General features: G+C 41.9%; 22 protein-coding genes. 10 read left to right on the top strand and 12 right to left on the bottom strand.

Features of this window, described 5'->3' with window-relative positions; genetic code table 11:
* Positions 1–45: 45 nt before the first annotated feature.
* Positions 46–339 carry a protealysin inhibitor emfourin gene (locus FNW02_RS04935; RefSeq protein WP_191756451.1) on the bottom strand — a complete coding sequence of 98 codons (294 nt, stop codon included), beginning with the start codon at positions 337–339 and terminating at the stop codon, positions 46–48.
* Between the two features lie 178 nt (positions 340–517).
* Between FNW02_RS04935 and FNW02_RS04930 the strand changes: the two genes are divergently transcribed.
* A complete protein-coding gene (locus FNW02_RS04930; RefSeq protein ID WP_191756450.1) occupies positions 518–730 on the top strand; it encodes a hypothetical protein in 213 nt (70 codons plus the stop codon).
* A gap of 79 nt (positions 731–809) precedes the next feature.
* Here FNW02_RS04930 and FNW02_RS04925 read toward each other — a convergent pair whose 3' ends face one another.
* Together FNW02_RS04925 and FNW02_RS04920 are read right to left on the bottom strand one after the other, a co-directional pair.
* Positions 810–1,886 carry a M4 family metallopeptidase gene (locus FNW02_RS04925; protein ID WP_191756449.1) on the bottom strand — a complete coding sequence of 359 codons (1,077 nt, stop codon included), beginning with the start codon at positions 1,884–1,886 and terminating at the stop codon, positions 810–812.
* A 493-nt stretch (positions 1,887–2,379) separates the two neighbouring features.
* Positions 2,380–3,096, bottom strand: a complete 717-nt coding sequence (locus tag FNW02_RS04920) for a class I SAM-dependent methyltransferase (RefSeq protein ID WP_191756448.1) — start codon at positions 3,094–3,096, stop codon at positions 2,380–2,382.
* A gap of 896 nt (positions 3,097–3,992) precedes the next feature.
* On the opposite strand from FNW02_RS04920, the gene FNW02_RS04915 reads away from it, so the two are divergent.
* The 3 genes from FNW02_RS04915 (at position 3,993) to FNW02_RS04905 (ending at position 7,890) form a co-directional block, all read left to right on the top strand.
* On the top strand, positions 3,993–5,225 hold the full coding sequence (locus tag FNW02_RS04915) for a sedoheptulose 7-phosphate cyclase (RefSeq protein WP_191756447.1): 1,233 nt from the start codon (positions 3,993–3,995) through the stop codon (positions 5,223–5,225).
* Between the two features lie 4 nt (positions 5,226–5,229).
* The gene (locus tag FNW02_RS04910) at positions 5,230–6,063 is read left to right on the top strand and encodes an O-methyltransferase (protein ID WP_191756446.1); all 834 of its coding nucleotides are present in this window, start codon (positions 5,230–5,232) and stop codon (positions 6,061–6,063) included.
* A 429-nt stretch (positions 6,064–6,492) separates the two neighbouring features.
* The gene (locus FNW02_RS04905; protein WP_191756445.1) at positions 6,493–7,890 is read left to right on the top strand and encodes an ATP-grasp domain-containing protein; all 1,398 of its coding nucleotides are present in this window, start codon (positions 6,493–6,495) and stop codon (positions 7,888–7,890) included.
* A gap of 152 nt (positions 7,891–8,042) precedes the next feature.
* Here the strand turns inward: FNW02_RS04905 and FNW02_RS04900 are convergent, their stop codons facing one another.
* From FNW02_RS04900 to FNW02_RS04890, 3 genes are all read right to left on the bottom strand, one after another.
* Positions 8,043–9,089, bottom strand: a complete 1,047-nt coding sequence (locus FNW02_RS04900; protein WP_191756444.1) for a D-alanine--D-alanine ligase family protein — start codon at positions 9,087–9,089, stop codon at positions 8,043–8,045.
* A 307-nt stretch (positions 9,090–9,396) separates the two neighbouring features.
* Complete coding sequence (locus FNW02_RS04895) at positions 9,397–9,939, bottom strand: hypothetical protein (RefSeq protein ID WP_191756443.1); 543 nt, start codon at positions 9,937–9,939, stop codon at positions 9,397–9,399.
* Positions 9,940–10,071: 132 nt separating this feature from the next.
* On the bottom strand, positions 10,072–10,674 hold the full coding sequence (locus FNW02_RS04890) for a YdcF family protein (RefSeq protein ID WP_191756442.1): 603 nt from the start codon (positions 10,672–10,674) through the stop codon (positions 10,072–10,074).
* A gap of 203 nt (positions 10,675–10,877) precedes the next feature.
* Here FNW02_RS04890 and FNW02_RS04885 point away from each other — a divergent pair, with 203 nt between their 5' ends.
* The gene (locus FNW02_RS04885) at positions 10,878–11,462 is read left to right on the top strand and encodes a PEP-CTERM sorting domain-containing protein (RefSeq protein WP_348535365.1); all 585 of its coding nucleotides are present in this window, start codon (positions 10,878–10,880) and stop codon (positions 11,460–11,462) included.
* A gap of 443 nt (positions 11,463–11,905) precedes the next feature.
* On the opposite strand, the gene FNW02_RS04880 is transcribed toward FNW02_RS04885, so the two are convergent.
* A complete protein-coding gene (locus FNW02_RS04880) occupies positions 11,906–12,928 on the bottom strand; it encodes a VOC family protein (protein WP_191756440.1) in 1,023 nt (340 codons plus the stop codon).
* 424 nt (positions 12,929–13,352) lie between these two features.
* On the opposite strand from FNW02_RS04880, the gene FNW02_RS04875 reads away from it, so the two are divergent.
* From FNW02_RS04875 to FNW02_RS04860, 4 genes are read left to right on the top strand one after another with little or no spacing between them, the layout of a single operon-like run.
* On the top strand, positions 13,353–13,973 hold the full coding sequence (locus FNW02_RS04875) for a DUF3859 domain-containing protein (RefSeq protein ID WP_191756439.1): 621 nt from the start codon (positions 13,353–13,355) through the stop codon (positions 13,971–13,973).
* Between the two features lie 40 nt (positions 13,974–14,013).
* Positions 14,014–15,771: an asparagine synthetase B family protein gene (locus FNW02_RS04870; protein ID WP_191756438.1), complete on the top strand. Its 1,758-nt coding sequence runs from the start codon at positions 14,014–14,016 to the stop codon at positions 15,769–15,771.
* A 17-nt stretch (positions 15,772–15,788) separates the two neighbouring features.
* Positions 15,789–17,078 carry a diaminopimelate decarboxylase family protein gene (locus FNW02_RS04865; protein WP_191756437.1) on the top strand — a complete coding sequence of 430 codons (1,290 nt, stop codon included), beginning with the start codon at positions 15,789–15,791 and terminating at the stop codon, positions 17,076–17,078.
* Entirely contained in the window at positions 17,068–18,399 is a 1,332-nt protein-coding gene (locus FNW02_RS04860) for a toprim domain-containing protein (protein WP_348535364.1), read from the top strand. The genes FNW02_RS04865 and FNW02_RS04860 overlap by 11 nt, the downstream gene beginning before the upstream one ends.
* A gap of 5 nt (positions 18,400–18,404) precedes the next feature.
* Here the strand turns inward: FNW02_RS04860 and FNW02_RS04855 are convergent, their stop codons facing one another.
* The 4 genes from FNW02_RS04855 to FNW02_RS04840 all read right to left on the bottom strand — a co-directional run bounded on the left by FNW02_RS04855 (position 18,405) and on the right by FNW02_RS04840 (position 24,003).
* Complete coding sequence (locus tag FNW02_RS04855) at positions 18,405–20,123, bottom strand: asparagine synthetase B family protein (protein WP_191756435.1); 1,719 nt, start codon at positions 20,121–20,123, stop codon at positions 18,405–18,407.
* Between the two features lie 86 nt (positions 20,124–20,209).
* Positions 20,210–20,731, bottom strand: coding sequence for a hypothetical protein (locus tag FNW02_RS04850; RefSeq protein ID WP_191756434.1), 522 nt, complete (start codon positions 20,729–20,731; stop codon positions 20,210–20,212).
* Positions 20,732–20,863: 132 nt separating this feature from the next.
* Positions 20,864–22,627 carry a Rieske (2Fe-2S) protein gene (locus tag FNW02_RS04845; protein WP_191756433.1) on the bottom strand — a complete coding sequence of 588 codons (1,764 nt, stop codon included), beginning with the start codon at positions 22,625–22,627 and terminating at the stop codon, positions 20,864–20,866.
* Between the two features lie 338 nt (positions 22,628–22,965).
* On the bottom strand, positions 22,966–24,003 hold the full coding sequence (locus FNW02_RS04840; protein WP_191756432.1) for a hypothetical protein: 1,038 nt from the start codon (positions 24,001–24,003) through the stop codon (positions 22,966–22,968).
* A 112-nt stretch (positions 24,004–24,115) separates the two neighbouring features.
* Between FNW02_RS04840 and FNW02_RS04835 the strand changes: the two genes are divergently transcribed.
* Positions 24,116–24,706 (top strand): Yip1 family protein, encoded by a 591-nt coding sequence (locus FNW02_RS04835; protein ID WP_348535363.1) that lies wholly within the window; start codon positions 24,116–24,118, stop codon positions 24,704–24,706.
* 633 nt (positions 24,707–25,339) lie between these two features.
* Here the strand turns inward: FNW02_RS04835 and FNW02_RS04830 are convergent.
* The gene (locus tag FNW02_RS04830) at positions 25,340–25,810 is read right to left on the bottom strand and encodes a tetratricopeptide repeat protein (protein ID WP_191756431.1); all 471 of its coding nucleotides are present in this window, start codon (positions 25,808–25,810) and stop codon (positions 25,340–25,342) included.
* Positions 25,811–25,997 lie beyond the last annotated feature (187 nt).

Below are 25,997 nucleotides of genomic sequence, written 5' to 3'. Positions count from 1 at the left end.
TCCCGCGTTGAGGGTTCCTGCCGTAGACCTCTGCCCCTCTGCCTCCTAGCTCCTATTTTTATTTAGCCATTCAATCAGTGGTCTTAAGGTTCCGGGTAATGCTGCCTCACTGACCATTACTGTGTGCTGCCTACCATTGTCTTCCACTGTCAATTTATATTGAAAGCGATCGCTCTGGGGGTTAGGGGAAGTAATTCGTTCAGGTAACTTAAATAAATCAGCAGCCTCTACTAGTCGAGGTAATTCCTGAGCTTCGTTTGGCGGGAGAGTGGCTGTATCAAAGGTTGTTTTCTTGCTAATCCCAGCAAAGCCGCCTGTGCGTTCAAACGAGATCCGCATTTTTTTTTGCTCTCCGTTGTGCTTTTTATGGGAAGAAATACAAAAACTGGGAGGTGATACTGATCATCTCCCAGTTTAACCTATGAGTAATGAGTGCTGAGTAATGAGTGCTGAGTAATGAGTGGAGGAGGTAGTTTAAGGTTCTGAGATAGATGAATCTGTTTTCAAGACAGCCGAAATGGTTTTTGAGACAGCCGAAATGGCTTTTGAGACAGCCGAAATGGCTTTTGAGACAGCCGAAATGGCTTTTGAGATAGCCGAAATGGCTTTTGAGACAGCCGAAATGGCTTTTGAGACAGCCGAAATGGCTTTTGAGACAACCGAAATGGCTTTTGAGACAACCGAAATGGCTTTTGAGACAACCGAAATGGCTTTTGAGACAGCCGAATGAGTATCTACACTCTCCCCTGTTCCTCCTACCTCCTGTCTCCCACCTCCCACCTCCTGTCTCCTACCTCCTACCTCCTACCCTACAAAACTCCTACCTGTTTCCAAGCATTTTGCACAGCTTTCTGCTCAATACAGCCATTACCGTAGAGTTCTCCAGCGACTTTGATAGTTATGTTGGCGGCTTTTTTAAAATCTGCTTTGGCACGCAAGCGATCGCGTAAACTTATGTACCATATTGTGCCAGCTTTTTCCCAAGCGTAACCGCCAATCTCAACAGCAGCTAAATAAAAGGCATAGTTGGGAATACCTGAGTTGATATGTACTCCAGCGTTATCTTCCTCACCAGTGTACTTGTCTTTCATGTACGCGGGTTGCGGATCTTTACCCAGCACAGCGTCATCATAGGCTGTTCCAGGTGCTTTCAATGACCGGATGCCAACACCTTTGACAGTTGGCATCAAAAGATTTTCACCGATAAGCCAGTCTGCTTCTTGTGCTGTCTGATTTTTTGCCTTCTGCTTTACCAGGGAACCAAAGACATCAGAAAATGACTCATTCAATGCCCCCGGTTCGCCATAATACAGTAGACCTGCTTCGTGCTGAGTTATACCATGAGCTAACTCATGCCCAATCACATCAATGCATTTAGTGAAGCGTTGGAATATTTGTTGGTCGCCATCACCATAAACCATCTGGTCGCCATTCCAAAAGGCGTTGTCATAATTGACACCATAATGCACAGTAGAATCTAAACGCAGACCCTTATCATCAATAGAATTACGCTCAAATAACTCATAAAACATGTCATAAGTAGCACCAGCAGCATCGTAAGCTTCATTTACAGCTTCATCAGTGCTAGGAGGATCTCCCTCGCCACGCACTAGAGTACCAGGGAGTTCCTGACCATTTTTAGCATCGTAGATGGTGCGGCGTTTTTCACCGGTAGAGGGCGCAAACGATATATTACCTACTATGTTTCGTCGTCCGCGAACCTGTGCCGATACATTTAATGTTTGAAAAGCCCAACTACGCTGCTGAGGAGTGCCATTTACAGCGACATTCTCCAGCATGTGCGGCGGGACGATACAACAAATCGGGCATCTAGAGTAGAGTGGATGCTCACAGTTAAGCTTAGCTGATTTCTTTTTTCGAGTCATCCAAGATATTCTCCTTTTAAAACTAAGTGATAGCAAGTAAATTCAACAATATTGTTGAAAAATGGATACAAACCAATATTTTTTGGTTAAAGGGGAAAGCGAAAAGGGGAAATGTTTGAATTCACCTTTCCCCTTTACCCTTTTCCCAAACCACAAAGGAGGTCTGAGCGCTTATCAGGGAAAGTATGAGGATACCAATGGCGTATCCCTGCTTTGTCTTCTTGCAGTTTTTTCTACTTTGTATTTTCGGACAGGGTTATAGGGAATGGACAGTACCCTCACGGGTTACTTTAAATCTGGAAACATTGCATAAAAACATCAGTCAAGCTTAAATAACGCAAGTTTCAATCAAAATCCTTACGTTAGGCAGCAAGACTTCTTTCACAGACCCAATGGGTTTATATAATAGTTCTTGTCTAGGAAAATTGTGTAAATTATTACATTTTATTGCTGCTGGGGAATGGAAAATTTAAAATACGGGTATCTCTAATTTCTACAGCCAGCCCCCAAATACAGCCAAACCGTAATACTTCCAAGGTACTGCTATCGTCTTAAACCCAGATGTGCTCAACATTTGCAAATGAGCATCCAAGGTAGCTAGCTGATCTTGACTCGAATAACCTTGTGTAGTAACAGTGCTACGTTTAGCGTTAACTTCTGCCAAATTAGTGCCCTGTTGCTTTGCCCAATCCTCTCGCGCTGCTTTGTAAATTTCTGTTAAGAGGGGTGATTCAGGCAAGATAGGATCTGCATTCCAAAAACAACCACCTTGACTTAGGCTGGTAGCAATTCGTTGAAATAACTTTAACTTCATCTCGTCTTGGAGATGGTGAATTGCTAAAGATGATACACAGGCATCAAATTTGCGATCAATCTGCAATCCTTCTGGATTGTTTGCCCACTCGCCAAAGTCTGCTTGAATTCCAGTCCATTGTTTTTGATATCCTGCTGCTGTGATTTTGTTTTGAGCAAATTCCAGCATTCGGGGTGAGTAATCTAAAGCAATTATTTGAGCATCTGGCCAACGGTTGAGTATCTTTAGACTGAGTTCGCCTGTACCACAGCCTAATTCTAAAATGCGGCTATTTGTGGTATGCAGACACCGTGTAATTACCTCCAGCATCTCGTCGTATCGGGGTAAGAGTTGCCGAATACCAATATCAAAATCAGCAGTGTTGGCAAATACTTCACCGGGAAATGGCTGTTGCATAAGAATTTACAGCGTTAGACACATCATCAATCTTAATGATGCCTCATTATTGATGTACTCATTTACTCAAATCTGAGTACACAATGTTATGATTCGTATTGCTTTATGTTATGATTTGTATTGTTGTTCTAATTTACTGACTAGTACATTATCTGCTGGTTCAAGCTGAAATAGCCTTAGTTTAGAACAATAAAGCCAATAAGACCGTTCTTTAAATCTTTTTTCCATGCAATCTCTCCTTAAAATGGAGTTGTACCAAGTTTTACCATTAGCAACTCTGAATAGATCTAAATTCTGAGTTTTCATAAGTTCCTGACGTTAGTATTTTTAATACTGAGCAGTAACTTGACTGAAAAAACTGAAATTGTACTGTTATTCGGAGTCAAACAGACTGTAGCAAGTTTAACGATATAAGGTTCGAGACTAATGCTAAAAAACAGCGAACTGAAGGTGAATCAGGGCTGTAATCTTAAATGGAAGCCTGGTGTAGATCAACAATCCGAACAGTTTTTTATGATACAAGTTTTGCAGAGCCGAACAGTGGCGGAGCCATTGTAGATGAAATAATGAAATTAATCTAAATTTAGGTTAATTTCTTAGGTCAATAATCCTGGAAGGGTGCAAGTGTCTATGGCAAGATATTGCTAATAGGATTAGTTGACTAGTTGTCAGGCGATCGCGAATGAGCGGTTAAATCAAAGAATTTACCTAGAGAAAGTGGTGTTATTTAGTAACATCGCTTGCCAATAATATAAGTGAGCTTTTTTAAAAAAAGCTTATTTTAAGATGCCTTTAATCTAGAGGAATAAAGAGCATCCTTCGTTATTGGGCTGCATTATGGTAAATCTGAATTGTCTTGAATTCTCATAATTTCAGTTGTATTAAGGTCAACAGCAATGAATAATGTCCAAGCGTCGTTTGAAGCAACAGAATCTTCGTTTCATGTAGAAGGTTACGAAAAAATTGAGTTTAGTCTTGTTTATGTGAACGGTGCATTCGATATCGATAACAGGGAAATTGCCGACAGCTATGAGAAATTCGGACGCTGTTTGACTGTGATTGATGCCAATGTAAATAGACTATATGGAACACAGATCAAGTCATATTTTAGACACTATGGCATTGATCTCACTGTATTGCCCATCACCATTACTGAGCCAGCTAAAACCCTTGCAACCTTTGAAAAAATTGTTGATGCTTTTTCTGATTTTGGCTTAATTCGTAAAGAACCAGTTTTAGTTGTGGGTGGTGGTTTAATCACTGATGTAGCTGGGTTTGCTTGCGCGGCTTACCGTCGTAAGAGTAACTACATTCGCGTTCCGACTACACTGATTGGCTTAATTGATGCAGGTGTGGCGATTAAGGTAGCAGTTAATCATCGCAAGTTGAAAAATCGCTTGGGAGCGTATCATGCTCCTTTGAAAGTTATTCTTGATTTCTCCTTTTTGAAAACCTTACCAACGGCTCAAGTTCGCAATGGGATGGCGGAGTTAGTCAAGATTGCTGTAGTATCTAATTCTGAAGTCTTTGATCTGCTGGATGAATATGGCGAAGAACTGCTGTACACTCACTTTGGACATGTGAACAGCACTAACGAACTCAAAGCGATCGCTCATAAAGTCAACTACGAAGCAATCAAAACCATGCTGGAGTTAGAAACTCCTAACTTGCATGAATTAGACCTCGATCGCGTCATTGCCTACGGTCACACTTGGAGTCCTACTTTAGAATTAGCGCCGATGGTTCCTCTATATCATGGTCATGCCGTCAATATAGACATGGCTTTCTCTGCAACCATTGCCGCTAAACGTGGTTATATCACAACAGGAGAACGCGATCGCATCCTCAGCTTGATGAGTCGTATCGGTTTATCAATCGATCATCCTTTATTAGATGGCGATTTGCTGTGGTATGCCACCCAGTCTATCAGCTTGACACGAGATGGCAAACAACGCGCAGCCATGCCGCGACCAATTGGTGAGTGCTTCTTTGTCAACGACCTCACCCGCGAAGAACTAGATGCAGCCTTAGCTGAACACAAACGTCTGTGTGCTACATACCCGCGTGGTGGTGACGGGATTGATGCTTACATTGAAACCCAAGAAGAATCCAAACTCTTGGGAGTCTGAAGACATGACTAGCATTTTAAAACCAGACACCGCAAGACCCATAACGCCACATAGTATTCTCGTAGCGCAGCTACAAAATACCCTGCGAATTGCTGAGAAAAGCAATGTTTCCTTAGAGATATTGACTTCTCTACGACAGGGGTTGCAATTAGCGGCAGGTTTAGACCCCTACCTAGATGATTGCACCACCCCAGAATCGGCTGCATTGACAGCACTAGCGCAGAAGACTAGCAAAGAAGACTGGAGCAAACGCTTCAGCGATGGTGAAACAGTGCGTCAATTAGAGCAAGAAATGCTCTCAGGACATCTTGAGGGACAAACACTGAAGATGTTTGTGCATATGACCAAGGCTAAGCGCATCCTAGAAGTGGGAATGTTCACAGGATATTCAGCCTTAGCGATGGCGGAGGCGTTACCAAGTGATGGAAAACTCATTGCTTGCGAAGTAGATCCTTATGTCGCCGAATTTGCTCAAGCTTGCTTTGGTGAGTCTACCCACGGTAAAAAGATTATTGTAGAGGTAGCACCTGCCTTACAGACACTCCACAAGCTGGCAACTCAAAAAGAATCATTTGATTTGATTTTCATTGATGCCGATAAAAAGGAGTATGTAGAGTACTTCCAGATCATTTTGGATACTCACTTACTTGCTCCTGATGGGTTAATCTGCGTAGATAATACTTTGTTGCAAGGACAAGTTTACCTACCAGCTGAACAACGTACTGTTAATGGTGAGGCGATCGCTCAGTTTAACCGCGTTGTCGCTACAGATACCCGTGTAGAGCAAGTTCTCTTACCCGTACGAGATGGTATAACCCTGATTAGACGCGTGGCGTAATTGTGACTAAGAACTAGCAACACGCGGTAGTGGCGTGACAAGGCTAAATTGTTGCAAAAAAAATGTAGGTTGGGTTTCCTTACGTCAACCCAACACCCTTACCGATGTTGGGTTGAGCAACGCGAAACCCAACCTACATCTGGCAACACGCGGTAGGGACACGATAATGTTCATTGGTGTCAACTTAACGTGAAATCCATATCCCACAAGGAACTGAAGTTCCTTGCTCATAGCAAAAGTCATCTAAAGATGACTATAATATTGCCCAAAATCCTGAGTCTACTTTAGTAGACTTTCGCTATTAGCCAGAGAATTCATTCTCTCTTGGGTGAGGAGGCTAACAGTAAAGCTATTTTTAGCTGAAGTTGACACCAATGGATAATGTTGTGTCCCTACGAAAGATTCGTATTTTGCACGAAGGAAAAACTTATGACACAATCAATTCCCTTATCTTTGCCTCAACCCACAACGCCATCAACGGTTGTGAAAGCAAAGACAGTAGCTTTATTCAAAACTCTTGGGACTTTAACACTATTGCTGATTGCTTTGCCGCTCAATGCTGTTGTAGTGTTGGTATCGTTGCTGTGGGGAATTGTGCGTAACCCGTTCAGGAAACAAGCAGCCGTAGCTGCTCACCCTCAGAATATCTTAGTCAGCGGCGCTAAGATGACCAAAGCATTGCAACTTGCTCGCTCCTTTCACGCAGCAGGACACAGAGTTATTTTAATTGAAGGTCACAAATACTGGTTATCTGGGCATAGATTCTCAAATGCGGTGAGTCGTTTTTATACAGTACCAGCACCGCAAGACGATCCAGAAGGCTATACCAAGGCTTTGTTGGAAATCGTCAAAAAGGAGAAAATTGATGTTTATGTACCCGTATGCAGCCCTGTAGCTAGTTACTACGACTCGTTGGCAAAGCCTGTACTATCAGAATACTGTGAAGTTTTCCACTTCGATGCAGATATAACTGCAATGTTGGATGATAAATTTGCCTTTACCGATCAGGCGCGATCGCTTGGTTTATCTGTCCCTAAATCTTTTAAAATCACAGATCCAGAACAAATTATTAACTTCGATTTTAGTCAAGAAACCCGCAAATATATTCTTAAAAGTATTTCCTACGACTCTGTTCGCCGTTTGAACTTAACCAAACTTCCCTGTGACACCCCAGAAGAAACAGCAGCGTTTGTGAGGAGTTTACCCATCAGCCCAGAAAAACCCTGGATTATGCAAGAGTTTATTCCTGGTAAAGAATTATGCACCCATAGTACAGTGCGGGATGGAGAATTAAGATTACATTGCTGCTCAAACTCTTCTGCATTTCAAATCAATTATGAAAATGTCGAAAATCCCCAAATCCGTGAATGGGTACAACACTTCGTCAAAAGTTTGAGACTAACTGGACAAGTGTCTTTTGACTTTATCCAAGCTGAAGACGGTACAGCTTACGCCATTGAATGTAACCCCCGCACCCATTCGGCGATCACAATGTTCTACAATCACCCTGGTGTTGCCGAAGCCTATCTTGGCAAAACTCCCCTAGCTGCACCTCTAGAACCTCTTGCAGATAGCAAGCCTACTTACTGGCTATATCACGAAATCTGGCGACTAACTGGTATTCGCTCTGGGAAGCAATTGCAAACATGGTTAAATAACTTGGTAAGAGGCACAGATGCCATCTATCGCATGGATGATCCTATACCATTTTTAACTTTGCACCATTGGCAAATTACTTTACTTCTGCTACAAAATCTGCAAAAACTCAAAGGCTGGGTAAAGATAGACTTCAACATTGGCAAACTAGTTGAATTAGGCGGCGATTGAGTAATTCGTAATATCTCGTTTCTAGAACATCGATTCAGTAATCGCAAAAACCCGATTTATTTTTGGTAAAAAGACCAATTCTCGTTGACTGTAGAGACATTGCATTGCAACGTCTCTACAAAGAATCGGTTTTTTAGCCCCTATCTTGAATATCAATTTTGCAATGCTTTTTGATTACTCCCCAATGTTTCATTGATAGCAGTTATTAATAAATCATTTAGAGGGATTCCCGCTGCTTTTGCCATAGAGGAAATCACGCTTTTGGGGGCAAAAGAACAATACAATCCGGCTTCTAAGAACCAAGGTTGTCCCTCTGGGTCGATGCGGAAATCAAATAAACTGTAGTGGCGACAACCTAAAGCCTGATGACACTTTTTAGCCACTTGCTGAACCTTTTGGGTAATTGGGTCGTTAGGGTCTACAATCCAAGACTTAATATTATCTTTAGCGGCAAAACACAAGTCGCCATCGGCCGTTTGTTGGAGTTTATCAACATAGTTGCGGATGGGTTTCTCGTGGGGATCTACCAGATATTCTTCAAGGGGTAAACCGATTAATTCCCCGTCTTTGACAATGATGCCGCATCTGACTTCTCGACCGAGTTCGATGAATTCTTCTACGATAATCTCATCTGCATACTCAAATGCTTTCTTCAAAGCAGCGTCATAGTCAGCAGCCTCTTTGACTAAAGTCACCCCTAAAGAGTTATCTGAACTTACGGGTTTGATGACAACTGGAGGTGTAATTGTCGGAATGTCTCCTTGGCGGAGCAGTTCGCCATGAGGCACTTTCACCCCTACTGCTTCAACAATTGCTTTGGTTCTGGCTTTGTGGGCCGTTACTGCCATGATATCTGGAGTATTGCCTATGTAAGGGATCTTAAGCAGATCGAATAGGGCGCGGTACTGAGTCATTCCGGGAATACAAAACATCTGTGGTAACACGATGTCAATATTTTGTGCCGTTAGAAACTGTATGGCATCAAACAAAGGAATCGGTTTAGTCAGAGCAATATCTTCTTGGCTGAGGGAGTAAGGAAATCGCCAGTGGCGATCAGGTGTGATGTATGCAATCTGAAAGTCATAACGCGATCGATCTGCTGTTGCTGCTAAACAGTCTTGAGCGTAAAGGCGTGATAAATCACAGTAAAATTCGTTGTGTGCAGACCCAACTAAATGAAGGATATGAAGTAGTGGCATGATTTATCTTTTTAGCGACTGTTATAACTGGAGTTTAGTGGTTTATGAAGTTGTAGTACAGCACTACCTATGAGAATGGCACTGGTCTATTAACAGGAGACAGGAGACAGGAGTCATTTGTCATTGGTCATTTGTCACTTGTACTGAGCGTTCGCGTAGCGTCTCGTAGAGAAGCCGTAAAGCCTGCGGCATAGCTAAGCTTAGGGCGCAGCCTCTCGTAGAGAAGTATTTGTCTGTCATTAATTATTCTCTCCCCCTGCCCCTCTGCCCCCCCCTGCCCCTCTGCCCCCCACTCCCCAATCTAAAATCACCGCCGATTCTCCAGGGCTGCAACAAGTTCAAACTCGAAAGAACCTACTAAACGGTTATCAATATAGACTTCTATCTTATATTTACCAAGCGGATCACCTGGTGCGATCGTCCAAAAATTTTCAATCACGCCATCTGTAGCTGACTGTATGCGTTTCGTTGTCGCTGTAGTCCCGTCTTTCGAGATTGAGAAATTTTCACCATCATCTGTACCCCATGTTTCTGGGGGTTTTGGTAAACGCAGGACTTCGCGCCATCTAACTTCACTCTGGTAGTCTTGAAGTTCAATTCGCCACCCATAGGCGTTTCCCTCTTGAAGTGGCACTCTATTTGTAGGGATAAAGTTAGCTTGACCGCTGGGGTCAACTTTCTTTAAGCCGAATTCAGCTTTGCTAACAGTAATCTGTTTCCCATTCGTTGACTGAGAAAATATTGTGGTTTTTTCCGCTAAAACAGAAGTAGCATTAATCGGCTCAGCAGCTTTGACTCCAGATATTAGACAAGCAGAAGCCAGCACAAATATAACAGCCCAAATTCTCATTAGTATAATTTTCCTATCAACATTTGGTACTTATTCAAGTAATTTGACACGTTTTCCGGGTCAAGATCACTTACGATTGGACACAGACAAAATTGTTTTTACTTGAAAATTCCAAAAATCTCAAGCTGGCAGTTAGATTTTTAACACAAGGTAGACAAGGTAAAAATAAGTTTCTCGCATAAGAAACTCCATTTGACTATGAAAACTGCGATAGCGGGTAGTAGGTGTGGGTGATGGATATGCATCCATTCCTAAGTCTCGCGCCATCAACACGGCTCGTTTCATGTGCAATGGGTCACTAACAATAAGAAACTTGGTTAATTGATTATCAGACCCTACTTTTAGAGCGTTTTTAAGATTCTGGGAAGTTGTTCGAGATTGAGTTTCGATCAGAATATTAGCTGCTTTAACTCTTTGAGCGATCGCATAATTTTTACCAACTATGGCTTCGGCTGGTTCATTGCGATCGCCAACTCCACCTGTAAAAATGATGGTACTAACATCACCGTTTTTATATAAATTAATGGCGTGGTTAATTCGTTCTCTAAACACAGGAGATGGTTCTTCTCCCCACACTGCTGCTCCTAGAACAATAGCCGCTTCTGCTTTATTATTAATATTGCTGCTGTACAAATAAATACTCAACGCTGTAGATATAAAAGCCAGCATTAGAGCAGACATCAAAGCCAACAAAACTAGAATTAACCGTCGTTTTTGAATTTTATAATTGGGCATTGCTGAATAAAGGTCTGCCAAATAATCAAATATAGACCATTGTAGAGACGTTGTATTGCAACGTCTCTTGATTATTTCCCACGTTTATGTAAACTTATCAAAGTCATAAAAACATTATGCACTGAACATAAATAGTAACAAATTAGACCTACTAAAAAATAGTACTCAGTCTTGTAACGTTTTTATAGGAGCCTGAAAAATTGGTGAAAAAAGCAATTAAACTAGGCTTTGCCATTACAGTTTCCGTAATTACCTGGGTTGGCGTAGCGGTGAAAGTAGACGCTGCTAAAGTAAATCTGGAGGGTAATAGTGCTAAGAGTATTGAAGATTTGCAGATTGGGAATAAACAATATAATGTGAATTTTATTAACGATTCAGCTTTAAATTTGTTTGACCCAGCCAAACCCACTAGTACACCGTTGTTGGATGATACTGATGCCTTAGCGGCGACAAATGCAATCACTAATTTATTGAATAGCCAAACCTCAGTACCTCTTTTTGCTGAGGGAAAAAATGCCTTTTTCGTGCCCATTGGCCCATTTGATTCAGTTACGATCGCATTTGGTTCATTTTATAGTCTAGGTAGATGGGATTTAGATGAGCGATCGCAAGCAGGTTTTCCACAGCCAATTATGTCCGAAATTAGTTTAAATTACGCCACTTTTACAAAAGTCGCTCCTGTCAAAGTTCCAGAACCCTCTGAAATTCTAGGTAGTCTAACGGCTCTTGGACTGATGATTGCAATGAAAAGAAAAATGGCATCTTCTCAAAAAACGAAAGTGAAATAGGTTAGCCAATTTTTAGACTTTTCACTACAGATGATTTATCTTTAAGCTCATCCCACCCCGCCAAGGGAATGGGATAACACGAAAGACTGTTAACTGTTGACTGTTGACTGTTAACTGATAAGGGCTTTTGCTAAACAGCGATAGTTGTCATCAATGTGTAAATTACTCGAATGAGAAAGCATTGAGGCATATCGAGAAAACCATAAGCCTTTTTGCTTGCTGAATCTACTGAAATGAGTGCGTGATATACCGAAATGAGAAAGCAATATGCCTTTTTGCTTGCTGAATCTACCGAAATGAGAAAGCATTTAGGCAAAATGAGAAAGCAATATGCCTTTTTGCTTGCTGAATCTACTGAAATGAGTGCGTGATCTACTGAAATGAGAAAGCATTGAGGCAAAATGAGAAAGCAATATGCCTTTTTGCTTATTAAATTTGACTATTTAGTTAATAATTACTTCTAGCAAAGTCCAGAAATAGCCATCCGGTGCAACGAAGGAGAAACTCATCTCGCCAAACTCATTGCTAACAATGGTTGTAAGCTTTTGGATAGAACTTGCTTTGATGCGATCGCAATATTCCTGTAATCCTTGTACACGATAAGTATATAGGCACATTCCCAAACTACCTGGTTGGGCTGCCTCAAAGCGCGATTCTAAATTAATATAATCTGGGAACCGAATCACATAAAGTCTGCCACTGCGTGCAGCCATCAGGTCAGACTTGGAAGAACGCGGGTCATCAAAGGTAGTGACAATAAACTTTTCACCAGGATTGAGGTCAAAAATATCTCGACCTGCTGCTGAAGATTCATAGCTAGTTTCGACATCATCACGCACACGCAGCAACCCCAAAACTTCTTCGTAAAATTTCAAGGTTTCTTTGCTGTCATCTTGAGTGATTATTCCCATGTGGGTAAATTGACTAGTCTTGAAAGCTGCATTAGAGTTGATTTGTCCATAATGCGGTAGTGTATAGCCAAATCTTTGAAATAAAACTTGTCGAGCTAAGGGTTGCAGCAGTAGCATTTCTCGTACCCCAACCGCCTGCTCGACAAAAGGACGGCTTTTCCTTTCTTTGTTGTAAATAACTTCCCAGTGAGAATTGGTATACCTGATAGGCCAACCTGCGGCTTTCGCATCCTCCGCATGATTTAAAATATTTAACACATCGGCAGTTAAAGTAGTTGCCCAGCGGTTTCCTTTAACTTTCATCGACTCTGTTCCCAACCCTTGATGCGTGGGGTTTTGCCAAACCATCAGTCGAATCAAACCATGATCCGCATTTTGATGATAAAGGCGAATTGAGCGTAGAGACGAATTCACCCCATATAATTGATAGGCTACATCTGCGGTTAGTTCACCCACTTGACCAATGCGATAACCAAATTGCTCCCAATACTGAATAGCAGAAATTGGCTCTGGGATGCCAATACATACTTCATAGATACCTTCAATTGTAGTCATAATGAGTGCTGAATTATGAGTTTTGAGTTATAACAGTTGCGAAGTTAATAAGTGTAATAAATTGTTGGCAAAAATATTAGGATTTCTCTAGAAATTAGGGTATTGTTTCACCTTTGTGTCTTAGAGGTTGTTTGAAAAGTGTTTGGCTGTATCTTTGCACTTATTGATCCCCCCTAACCCCCCTTTTCAAGGGGGGAAACCGGAATTAAAGTCCCCCTTTTTAAGGGGGATTCAGGGGGATCTAGAACGTTTTACTACCAACAAGAGGACTTTTCAAACATCCTCTTAGTGTCTTAGAGAAGGACTTTTCAAATATCCTCTTAGTGGTTAAAAAACTGAATTTTGAAACACAAAGGCACTAAGAAAAATATATTACACCTTGAAGGGCTAGTTCTATAGAATTCAACAGGAGTTATTATTAGCTATGACACAGCGACTAACTCAAGAGCAATTAACACAAATAGTAACTGAAGTAGAAGGGTTGCAAATACGTCAGGATGCGGAACTTGACCTACAGCAGGTTAGGGAAATTTTACAAGAGTTGAATTTACCGCCAGAGTTACTCGATGAAGCGCTCATCCAGTTACGTCGCCGGCAAGCATTAGAGGTGCAGCAACGAAGGAATCGATGGATTTTTTCTGGAGTGGTTGGATCTTTATTGGTGGCGATCGCCTGTACAATATTTTTCATCCAGCAGCAAAACTCTGTACTCTCGCGTGTTTCTGCTCAACAAGACCGCCTCACCCTCGCAGATAATAGCAGCGGACTAGATACTATCTCTCGCCAAAACAATCCAGAAGTTTTTTACCGTGTGACTTTAAAGGATGCACCCTTGGGTAAAAAGCTAGCTCTTTCCTGTAATTGGATTGACCCCAGCGGTCAAATTGTCAAGCAAAATCGCTATCAAACCCGTGAGATTAATACGTCTGTCTGGGATACTTACTGTCGCTATCCTATTAGCTCTACTGCAACCGTTGGTAATTGGCAGGTGCAGATGTTTTTAAATGGTCGTCAGATTAGTGATGAAACCTTTGAAGTTAAGTAGAAGGACTTAATAAAGGGGAGGGGGAAAGGGGAAAGGGAAAATGAATAATAATATCCCACATCACTTTATTGGGTATTGGGGTTACGGCGCTCAACGTGAGTTGGAAACGCTGCTAACTAGTGTAGAGATGCACGCAACTACGCCGATAAACCAGTTATCTCAACAGGAGAATTGTCTTCACCCCATTTGGAATGTTGCTTATGTTGGACTTGGTAAAAATTCTTTACCATTACAAAATCAAATTGCTGCTATCTCGGCATCAGGAATATTTACTGCACCCGATGCTTGGGTGAGTTTACAAGCAAACAACTGCCTAATTTTGGGAAGAGAACCTTTCGGAAAAGTGCCTTTGTATTGGACTCAGCAAGGACAGGTTATTTGGTTTGCATCTCAACTACAGTTACTCTTACAGATTTTAAAACAGCCAGAAGTCAGTATTCCTGGGTTGTATGGCTATAGTTGTTTTTCTTATGTCCCAACTCCCTTAACCCCAGTTGCTCAAGTTTTTGCAGTTCCGACGGGGACTGAACTGGTTTGGCACAATGAGCAATCAAGTGTGCTTCCAAAACCTCAATCTAAGAAAATCCACTCGTGGTGGGAAGCCTCAGAACAGTTAACGGAAGAAGCCGCAGCAACCCAGCTGCAAACCCTCCTCCAAGACTCGATTCAACAACAAATTGCCGATTTAAAGGATGAGCCTGTTGGGGTGTTTCTGTCTGGCGGACTTGATTCTTCAGTAGTGGCGGCGCTGCTGGTGCAAGCTGGGGTGAAAGTCCGCGCTTACACTCTAGATTTTGGTTCAGTAGGACTTCCAGAATATCCTTATGCTGAACAAGTTGCTCAGTTTCTCAAAATTCCTCTGGTAAAAGTTGAGGTGACTCCACGCTCTATCAAAAATGCCTTAATTCCGACTGTGCGATCGCTAGATTTGCCATTTGGAGATGGGGTAAGTGTTCCATTGTATCTTTTGGCGCAGAGAGCTAGTCAAGAAACTCAGGTAATTTTTAATGGCGAAGGTGGCGATCAGTTATTTGGTGGTTGGACGAATAAGCCTTTGATTGCCGCAGGTGTTTATCAGACGGAACTTAAAGAGGAAAATTTTATCCAGCAGTATTTACGCACCTTTCATCGGCTTTGGGGATATGAAGCTGAAGTTTTTCAGCCGGAAGTATATGCACAGATCAAAAACTTGCATCCTCAAGACTGGCTTTTAGAGGCTCTTGATCCAACTTTGTGTAAATCTTTACTGCATCGCCTCCGCCGTGCCAATTTGATGCTCAAAGGCGCACAGAATATCCACCCTCGTGCTACTTCTCTAGGATTTGCTCATGGATTGTTGGTGCGATCGCCTTTTTGTTACCTACCTTTAGCCGAGTGGACGTTCAGTTTATCTGGAGAACTCTGCTTGCAAGGAGCTTGTGAGAAATATATCCTCAAACGGGCGGTGGAAAATTGGCTACCACCGGAAATTGTCTGGCGGCAAAAACGCGGTATGGGAGTTCCCTTAACATTGTGGTGTTTAAATGAATTGTGGCATCAAGTTGGCATCTGGCTAAATCCGGGTATACTTAGTGCGGAAAATCGCTTTTCTCCTCACATAGCAGCGCAAATCGTCGAAGGTAAACTGGGAGGAGCTATCCAAGGTCGTCGCATTGGTGAGATTCTTTGGTTACTTATGATGTGGCAACTTTGGCGATCGCATGTCTTAGGTGAAGAACTAGGCAAAAAATCCTGGGATCATCCGTTTTGGTTGCCTAGTAGGTTATGGAGAAACTACCGAATAATTCGTAATTCGTAATTCGTAATTCGTAATTGATGGACAGAGTAACTAATTTAAATGATTCAACTCACAATTTTTCTACTCCCCCATTTTGTTGGGAACTTGCTCAGGAGTTGTTGATTACCTACGGTTCTCCGCTGTATGTTTATGAGGGCGATCGCTTACGTCATACTATTGAGCACATTACGAAGGCTGTAAGTTATCCCCGTACTCAATTTCGTTTTGCCAGTGTTACTAATGGCAATATTGCGCTGTTAAAAATTTTTCGCTCATCTGGGTGGGGACTTCACGCTAATACACCAGGAGATATTTACTTGGGGTTGCAAGCAGGTTTTGACGCTAGTGAGATTGTTTATAGCGGGAGTAATTTGAATCGAACTGAGATGAAACAAGTTCTTGATTGGGGAGTGACAACTCTTAATCTTGATAGTCTTGCTCAGTTGCAGTTGTGTTGTGGGGTTTTTTTGGATCACGCAGAGAGAAGTCGGAGCGGCGGCTTCCGCCGATCTGAGCTTCGGTGGACGCAAAGGCGCAGAGAGAGATATATTCGGCTGGGTTTACGGCTTAATTTGCCGGAAGTTACGGGAGATAGCCGAATTGGTGTGCGTCCAGAGGAGTTTTGTGATGCGATCGCTTTAACTCGTAAGGCTGGACTGAAACTGAGTGGATTACACTTCTATCGGGGTACTGGAACTAATGCCACAGCAGCTTTTACGCAGGTGATTGATACGGTGCTAGCTACAGCACAACAGTTACCAGATTGGGAATATTTGGATTTTGGTGGTGGTTTTGGCTATCCGTATCATCATGGGGGTGCAGCTTTTGATTGGGAACTGTTTGGGACTGAGTTGACTGATAGAATTACTCGTTTGGGGAGGGAAATTGACTTAGTGATTGAACCGGGACGAGCTGCGATCGCTGGATGTGCTATTTTGCTTGCTCAAGTTGTTTCTGTAAAATGGCAAGCACAGAAGCAAATTCTTGGAGTTGATACCACGGTTGCTAATCTCTCAGTTCCTTCGGTGCATGGTGGCTATCGAGAAATCGTCTGTTGGAAGAAAACAGATAAAATTTACACAACTGATATCTGTGGTAACACTACCTATTCACGAGATTATTTAGGGAAAAATTGCCAACTACCAGCGCTAGAAGTTGGTGACATCATTGCCATTTTAGATGTGGGTGCTTATGGTTATGCCATGTCGTCTCACTTTTTACATCGCCCCAAACCTGCGGAAGTTTTGCTAGAAAATGGCACACACCGATTGATTCGTCAGCGTGAGGATTACAGTGTTTTACTAACAAATCAAGTGCTTGATAACTGAAAATTCAACAATCATTATGAAGTGTATTAACTGCGGAACTGATAATAATCTCAAAGACCGGACGGCTAACCAAGGTCGCTGTACAAAATGCCAACATCCGTTTGTATTTGAACCGACCAGCATGGGTAATGTTAAGATTACTGATCCTATGTTTGCGAAGGCTATAGCTGATATCTCTACAAATAACACTTTGTTTTTCACTCCTAAGCAACTTTATTACTTATTAGACAATCGGATAAAATTCAAAACTGCTTCAATATTTGGTTATATATTTATTTATGTACTTTTTAATATTTTTATATCACTATTAATAGGTGAATTTACATTGGCATTACTAGGATCTTATTCATCGCTAATAATATCGCTTATAGTTAATATATGTTTTATATACTATTTTTATACAAAATCTAAATCAAGTAAAATAAACATAAAATATCGCCAAAAATATGCTAAAAGCTTACAAATAATAGGATGTATAATTCTTGCTATTGGAATTTATAATAGTTTGCTCACTTTTAACTCATTCAGTCTATTTCTCATTGTCGTTATTATGGGGATGCTATCGATATACTTGGGAACTAGACAGCTAAGTAGAAGTGGATTGCTAACACAAGAATTTTTATTTTCTCAATCTCAATTTCAAGATTGGCTAAAGCGCTGGCAAGAAATCAATAATTCCAATCTCAAACTTCTACCTGCTCCTCGTGCTGAAAATACGCTAACAAAAGTTAATCCTGATGTGACTGCTTATAGTTTTGATAGATTAATCGTTTGTGATAGTGCTGTCATTGCTCAATTATTAATTGCTAACAATTTTCACTTTGAAAATAATTGTGCAATTCTCGGCATTAATGGATATCCTCAAAGTATTTTTGACACGACAATGCAAATGCTGCGCCGCAATCCCGATTTACAAGTTTATGCTTTACATGATTGCAGTCCTCAAGGAATCGGTTTAGTTCACCGTCTTCGTACTAGTCCTAAATGGTTTAAAGATAGTGATGTTGTTGTTATTGATATAGGATTAACACCACGTCAGATTATTGCTACTAAGCGCGGCATGTTTATTCAATCCTCTCCAGATTCGGCACAAGCAGCTAAAGAATTAGCCGGAGAAATTCGTCAGGGTTTATCTACGGAAGAAATAGAATTTTTGGAATTGGGAAAGTTTGTAGAATTAGAATCTTTTACTCCGCAAAAACTGATTCAAGTTTTGCAACGGGGTATTGCTGGTAGTAGCAATTTACAAGGTGATGACAGCAATTTAATTTTAGTCGGTGATCCAGGCAATGATATGTATGCTGTTCAAAGTTTTGGTTAATCTCCTCATTTCTGATTTACTTGTAACCAAATTTCTAAACTTACTAATAACCAAAGTTTAACGCCATAACGACCCCAAATATCCCCTCGATAGTCTAACCAGTCGCGTAGCAATGACTGATTGATATATGGTGCGATCGCACTCTTTTTATTTAACAATAATTTTCTAGCTTCTCGCTGCCAATATTTGCGAAATCCTAGTTGCACAGGAACCATCATGCCACTTTTAGGACGATGAATAATCGCATCTGGTAAGATATCTAAAACCGCTTGTTTGAGTACTGCTTTTTCTTCTACTCCAGAAAGTTTGTATTCTGGGGGAATTTGCATACTCAAGTCAACCACTCGCTGATCGAAAAGAGGCGATCGCCCGTGTAAACCAGCTGCTTGAGTTAAGTTATTAACTTTGGTGAGGATTTGGTCAGATCCCTTAAACTTGATATTCAGTGCCATTAACCGATTTAAGTAATTGTCATCAGAATTTAAATCAGCAGAAAATATCGATGGTTCTGTTTTTACAGATGTCCAAATTTCCGGTTTTAGAAGTTGCGGCAAATCTAATGCACACTTCTGAAAAGCAATTAGATATGCTTGCAGTGAATCTTGATTGATGACACCATATAAGTTATTAATCAGCATCGGTTGATTCTTAGGCCCGCCGAAACATGGATCACCACCTTCACCATTGAGAATAACCTGTACATCCTCTCGCGCCATTCTTCCCACGAGCAAGTTTGGCACTGTTAACGGATCACCGATGGGATCATCAAGATAGCCCATTGTCTCTGGCAAGCGTTCCCACATATCTTTGAAGGTAATTTCGAGAATGTGGTGTTGAGTTTGGCAATGTTGTGCAACCAAACTAGAAAACTCTAACTCATTGGGGCATTCCGAACCAAAATGAATTGAGTAGGTGTGAACTGGTGCATGATGAAACTTTGCAGCTAAAGCGGTGATGCTGCTAGAGTCTAAACCCCCTGATAGCAAAACACCAACGGCTTGTTGTGGTAAATATTCCTGAACAACCTGATCAAGTAGGGAGCGGAGGCGATCGCCATGCCACACTAAAAATTGATCCGCGTGTGTAATTTGCTGTTGTAGTTGCCAATAAGTATGAATTTTCTCTGAAGGCATTTCTAAAACTGTTCCTGGACGCACTTCCCGCACTTGTTTCCAAAGCGTGCGTTCTCCCGGTACAAAGGCGCAACAGAGATAATCTCGCAACGCCACCAAATCCAATTCAGCTGAGCGATAAGGTGTGAGCGATCGCAATTTCGGCGCAATCGAGCGAACTGAACCGATGGTAGTGTAGTAGAGGGTACGGCTACCAATGCGATCGCGTCCTAGCCACAATATTTGCTGTTGACGATCCCAAACCACTAACCCAAACATCCCCACCAACAGCTTTAGACATTCAAAACCCCATTTTTCCCAAAGTTGAGCAATCAACTGGCGATCAGTTCCTAAAAAGCTATTCGGCTCGACTCCCAATCTTTGCAGCAACTCCACCCGGTTACTTAACCATACATCTCCAACTATCACGAATTGCTCTGTGGGACTGAGTGCAAATTGCTCTGTGGTGAGTGAAGAATTAATTGCGAATTGGTCATCTCGCCACACTACATCTGCTGTGAGGGTATCTAATCTTCCCCAAACTACACGCCAACTAGGAATTACCTCAATAGATGAAAGGGTATTAGGAGTCTTGAAAACATTAAATAGCATAGTAATTCGCTCTGGGGCTACGCCCCGTTCCTGTTGGAGGAGTGCAAGATCTGAGATTTAATCTGATTTTCGGCAGTTGCAACGATCTACAAAATACTAGGTAACGGCAGAACCAGCAGCATAATCAAGTTACTTGCCCAGAACAGGATCGACAACCACAGCAAACCACTCATCATCGTATGATTCAAGCGGCTCAGTTGAGTGGTTATCCTGATCAGTTTTTGACCCTGCCAGAGTTGCCAAAGCCGAAACGCGGTGTAGAGTATTCCAATCGGCACAACTAAACTAGGGAACCAAATACTACTGAAAACTTGCTCACTCACAATCTGAATAATTAGAACTAACAGATAAAAACCCAGGATATTACGAGGTTCAGGGCGATTAATCCAAATTAAGAATGCAATTCCTGGAAGAAGTAGCCCAATTGCGATCGCCAGCCAGATCCAAACCTGGATGAATTTGACCTCAGTATCGCTATAATCAATTACTCGCTTTATTGGCAATACTCCAGCCGAAGTTAGCCAGCCAATGAGTAAAACGATTAGGGTAACAAGGGAAACAAACGAGAATGTCGTTTTCCAGGTCAGTGGTGCGTTAGCTGATTTCATAACTCCCTGATAATCCAACTCATTACCCGTCTGAGCTTACCGTACGGCATGTATTTCACACGTAACGCACCCCAAATTTACGCAAAACTCTGCGTTACTCCGCGTTTCCTTTGCGTTTTAGGTGTCAGTAGCTCAAGATTCCTCAAACAGGCGATCGCCCTTATGCAACCGATGCGCGATTTGATAGGTTTGCCCTTGCGATCGCATTGTCGGCGCGTGTGCTGCCAAATACCGAGAAGCCGCAATCAGTACGTGAATACCAGCAGCAGTTTCACCCAGTAAGGAATATTGCCGGAAAGCTGCTTCCATTTCCTGAATCACATGAAAATCTCGGTTTTCTCGCAACATCAATTTACCCAACATTGCCATCAACTTTTCCGAAGAACCGCCACTGTACAAATAATGAGCCACCAATTTACCTGTTTCATTTACCTGTTGCTGACGATCCAACAAATCTGGTAATTGCTTCAGCAATTCTTCGGGATTTTCAGCGGCGTCTTTTGCTTCTGGGAGTCGTGCTGGTGGAACATTTAAAAAGCGGTTGAGATAAACGCTCATGGCGGCATCAAACACACCCCGCAGTAGTTCCAATGAAGGAACTCGTCGGATGCCTTGATGCACTGCATTGGCGAAGGTAAACGGATGGTGTGCTGAATTCCAGTCTCCAAAGTCGTTGTTAGTGTGGAAGCGAGCAACGCGGAGGGCTGCTGTGTAAGTTACTACACCCGCTAATTGTTCTTCAGTACAACCTGCTTGTAGGGCATTAAGCAGAGAGTTTGCGATCGCTTGTGGGTCTTCCCCTAATAAAATAGGAACTAATTCATCCCGGCCTGACCACTTTCCTTGTTGCGATCGTCCTGTTTCCAAAGCTGCGGGTAACTGTTCAAAAGTAGACTCCAGAATTGTCACCAAATCTACAGGGTAGCGCCAGGAATTAGACTCCTCCATGCGGGCAGCACTTGCCAAACCAGACACTAGACTTGCCAAAACTGACTCTGCCCCTTCCCAACCAATAGCGTCAAGTGCTTCTAGCGCTTTGTTGATGAAGTCAAGAGTATGACCGACATCAATGTAGCGGTGGTCTGTGGCAGCTGTGAATAACATATCTGCAATTTGCGCTGAATTTGCCCCTGCCCGAATTGCAGATACCAGACACCTCTGTGCGGCTTCACTATCTCGCACCTCAACAAACTGGCAAAACCAACTTTTGAGAGTATTTAAATCAACATTGGAATTAGGCAATGGGTGAACCACAAAGTGAGGCGGTGCACCTGCGCTATCGTTGGCTACTGCTGAAAGTCCTTGGAAAAGGGCGCGGGGTCTATCTTCTACATCTAGATAGGGCAGCAAATTCATCATGCAAGTGTGGATGGTTAAGCCAGAACTCCACCCTGCTTTGTTGTAACGAGTGCCAAATTCCAATCCCATCTGGAATGGTTTAGTGGGATCTGCTCCCATATCTAGTAAAGCGATCGTTGATTTAGCAATAACTAACGAGATACTCTGTTCTAAGCCATCTTGAAGACGCTGATAGTGATGAGCATGGAGATCAATCGGGGGAGCTAAATTTACCCAAACTTCGCCATCCCGGATTTCTACAGGAAAGGAAGGCACATCATCTGCCCAAGAGTCGAAAGTTCCACCACTAGCGAGGTCGAAGCGGGCATAATGCCAGGGACAGGTAACAATGCCATCTTTGCATGTGCTGCCGTGGAGGGGAAAACCCATGTGAGGGCAACGGTTATCAATTGCATAGACTTGATTATCTGAGTAAAACAAAGCAATAGTATGTTTTTCACTCTTGACTAACAAACTACCTTTTGCCTGAACATCTGCAAGTTTAGCAACACAGACATAGTGGTCTATTTGGGTTGGGGCTTCAAATATTTGAGTCATTTAAGCTTTATGAAAAAGTGAGAGAAAAACTTTGGTGTTGCTGAATTGAAGTATGAAATTCCAAAATTAAGTCTTTAAAACTCTTATAAAAAGGCGTCGGGAAAACCCTTTCCTTCTCGGTAGCTGATGAAAGACGCCTTTTTAGGCCGTTGACAGTCAACAGTCTTTCGTGTTATCCCATCCCCTTTTATGGGTGGGATGAGCTTAATTTTGCGTCTATATGCGAAACAAAACTCATATTCTTAATCAGCAATGCCAAAACTTCTATCTCCACTCTGACGAAATTTTAACCAGTTGAGCAGATGTCACATCCTAATTTTTGTTAAGGGGTTATTGAATTACTTTTTTTGGTTAGACCAAATAGGGAGCTGATTAACTTTCTGTAGCGTTAATTGAACGTAGGTGGTTTTGCTCGTTCCTACAAATGCTTGACCAAAATAGCCTTCTGCTCCATCGTGAGCGTGAGGGCCGCTGACTTGAACAGTGTAACGCCCTTCACGAAGGGCTTGGTTAAAGGGAGAGCCAACCGTCAAAGGCCAACGCGAGGCAAACAGTAAGCGGGTAATGTCCTCGACCCAATCTCGACTACCTTGGAGGTGATACATCTGGTCAACCGCCTCAAAACCAGTATTACCATCGAAGCTACCTCCAACAGAAACTACAAAAAGCTTTGCATTAAGCCGCTGCTCAAGGTAGGAAACTGCTCCAAGTGCAACTTGTGCTCCACCGCTGGTGCTAATTAAAACTAGCTTGAGAGGTTGGTTGTGAGATGGCGGCATGGGATGTGCAGCATTCATGCGATCAATGATTGCATTAGCAATACCCAGATTATAGATAGAACCGTAGCGTTCATCCGCAGAAATGGCAAATCGCCAAAGATTACGAATTTTAATCAGAATATCTGCATTGGAGAACCAACCGTCTGCATCCTTGGCAGCACGCCACAAGGGAGCCAGTAATCTTTGCCCTCCCAGACTCTCGTTAGCAGCAGAATAAGGGAACACATCCAAAACCGCTACACAGTTGGGATGAAGTTCTATTAGATGTTTGAGAAAAAATTCCTCGCCGGGAGTCTGCTCATTGGCAGAGAAATCTCCTACTCCTGGTAGATAAATAACGTAGCAATCAATTTTTGTAGATTTGATAGTCTTAGTACGACTTCCTACAGCGTACCGCTTGGTGTTTACTCCAGATGCTAACTTGCGGTTTTGATTCCTGTTCAACCCCAAACTATCGGCACTTTGACTCAGCCACCACACTAATGTTCCCACAGGTGATAGCGTTCCCCAAACAAGAAGTAATATTCCTGCTAACAATAGCAGCTTTAAGGTTTCACCTCGTAGCCATACTAGTAGCCGCTCAATAAATTTAAGCATTGCAGCTTATTAAGTGTATTTTCAATTAGCAAACTCTTATTAAAGAAAGATTAAAATGTCACCTATAGTGTGTTTTATATAAACTAAATTCTCGCACTTATTTTTATCCATCGTGAGCGATAAGCAAGTTCGCATCAGTAACAAAAAAGCAAAGCTGGGAGTTTGTAGGACGCTTAAAAACGCCTTAACACTTAATTCCAGCCTATATAAAAATACTCGTAATAAACGAAAAAGTCGTCAAATAGCTTTAACTATCGTAATTTTGGCAGCCTTTTCTCACGCTTTGGGAAGTGCCGTGATTTTGTTAATTAATCGTGCTACACCCCCTGTACTACTAATAGCGCTTTTGATTGATGCCCTAAGTATTGTAGCAGGTTACTATTTGTGGACGTTCTCGATTTGGAAAATTGGGCAGTGGTTGAAGCCAATAGATCCTACTTATGGAGATTTACTTAATCCCATTGGTTTTGCCTATGCCCCACAAGTGCTAAATTTCTTAACTCTAATTCCTTTACTGGGACGACCGATAGAGTTGATACTATCAGTATGGAGTTTGCTGGCGGTAATTGTAGCAGTCCGCCAAGGTTTAGATATTAAAACTCGTCAAGCCGCGTTCATTTGTTTAATAGGTTGGCCTCTGATTCAGATTGCAATTGGTTTTGTACAAGTTTTGCAGCAAAGATTAATAAACTACCCATCTTAATCCGAAGCTGGTACAGTGTGAGCTATTAGTAGCCCTAAAATCTCTGTTTTGCTGGTTGTGCGATCGCATGAGTTGCTCTTTTCCTCTTGATATTTGTAAAGACCAATAGCTGGCGTTAGCAGCAAAAATATAAATTAGTTTGCCTTTGAATTCGGCAAAGGTTTTAGTTACTGTGTTGGGATGGCCGATAAGACACTGGGGATATTTCTAGGAGATTGCTGTCACCGTAATTTGGAGAATTTCTGGCGCTATGGCGTTCACTGCATCAATGCCATAATTCATGAAGAAATCTACCATACCTCTCATCAACAATTGAGTACCACTGTAAACTTAAGGTTCACCCATTTTAGTAGTGATATCTAAACCGTGGTCTTTGTCAGTAACAGTGGCAATAGTCTGATCAAATCCGTCGTGTTTAGCTTGTACTATGCAGTTTGTACCAAATGTAACTTTATCCAGTCAAGAACTAGTAGTTAACGCTTGGTTCTCATTGCTACAAGTAGCCATGATGCTGCTACTAATGCAGACAGAACTGTATTGAATAAAATGGCGGCGGCTAAGGCGATGAATTGCTGTTGATAAGAGTGGTAACAGATTCATAAAACAATAAAATGCTTTCTCCTATCTGCTGTTTTAGCTGATTCTAAATGTACATTCTAGAATCAACTTTTGATTCACTAGTGAATAGGGCTGAATTTCTAAAGCGCGTTGAAAAGCTTGGATAGCTTTACCATAATCTCCTAGCGCCGCATAACACAAGCCCATGCCGTGAAGCGCACCAAAATGTATGGAATTTAACTGCACAGCTTTCTGACAATCCAAGAGGGATTTTCGATAATTAGCAATGCTGTAATAGAGAAAAGCCCGTCTATTCCAGGCTTCGGCAAAATCGGGCTGGTCTTTAATTAGCTCTGTCAGAGTCGCTTCAGCTTCAGTAATCTCCCCTGCATCTAGTAATTTTTGACTGTGGTCGATCCGTTCTAGCCCATATATTCCCTTTTGCTGAAACCAGATCCGCCAAAGTTTTCTGGTTGCCTGCTCGCGGACTATGACATCGGGGTTTTTCAACTCTTCAAGTAAGGAATTAATAGATAAAGAATCCATGAATTTCAAGTTGGGTGATTTATCTTTACTATCAACTTTCTCACAAAATATATCTCATAAGTCATTTTTAAAGTCATCTTTAAATTCTCTTGCAACAATTGCTAATAATGTAATTGATGTGCTATTTTTTATATTTACCAATATTATTAATACTTGACTCAGTATTTAAGGTTATAACTGACTCGTT

Source organism: Komarekiella delphini-convector SJRDD-AB1 (assembly GCF_014831675.1).
Taxonomy (GTDB): Bacteria; Cyanobacteriota; Cyanobacteriia; order Cyanobacteriales; family Nostocaceae; genus Komarekiella.
The sequence above is the reverse complement of the archived record's forward strand: the minus strand, read 5'-3'. Positions and strand labels throughout refer to the sequence as shown.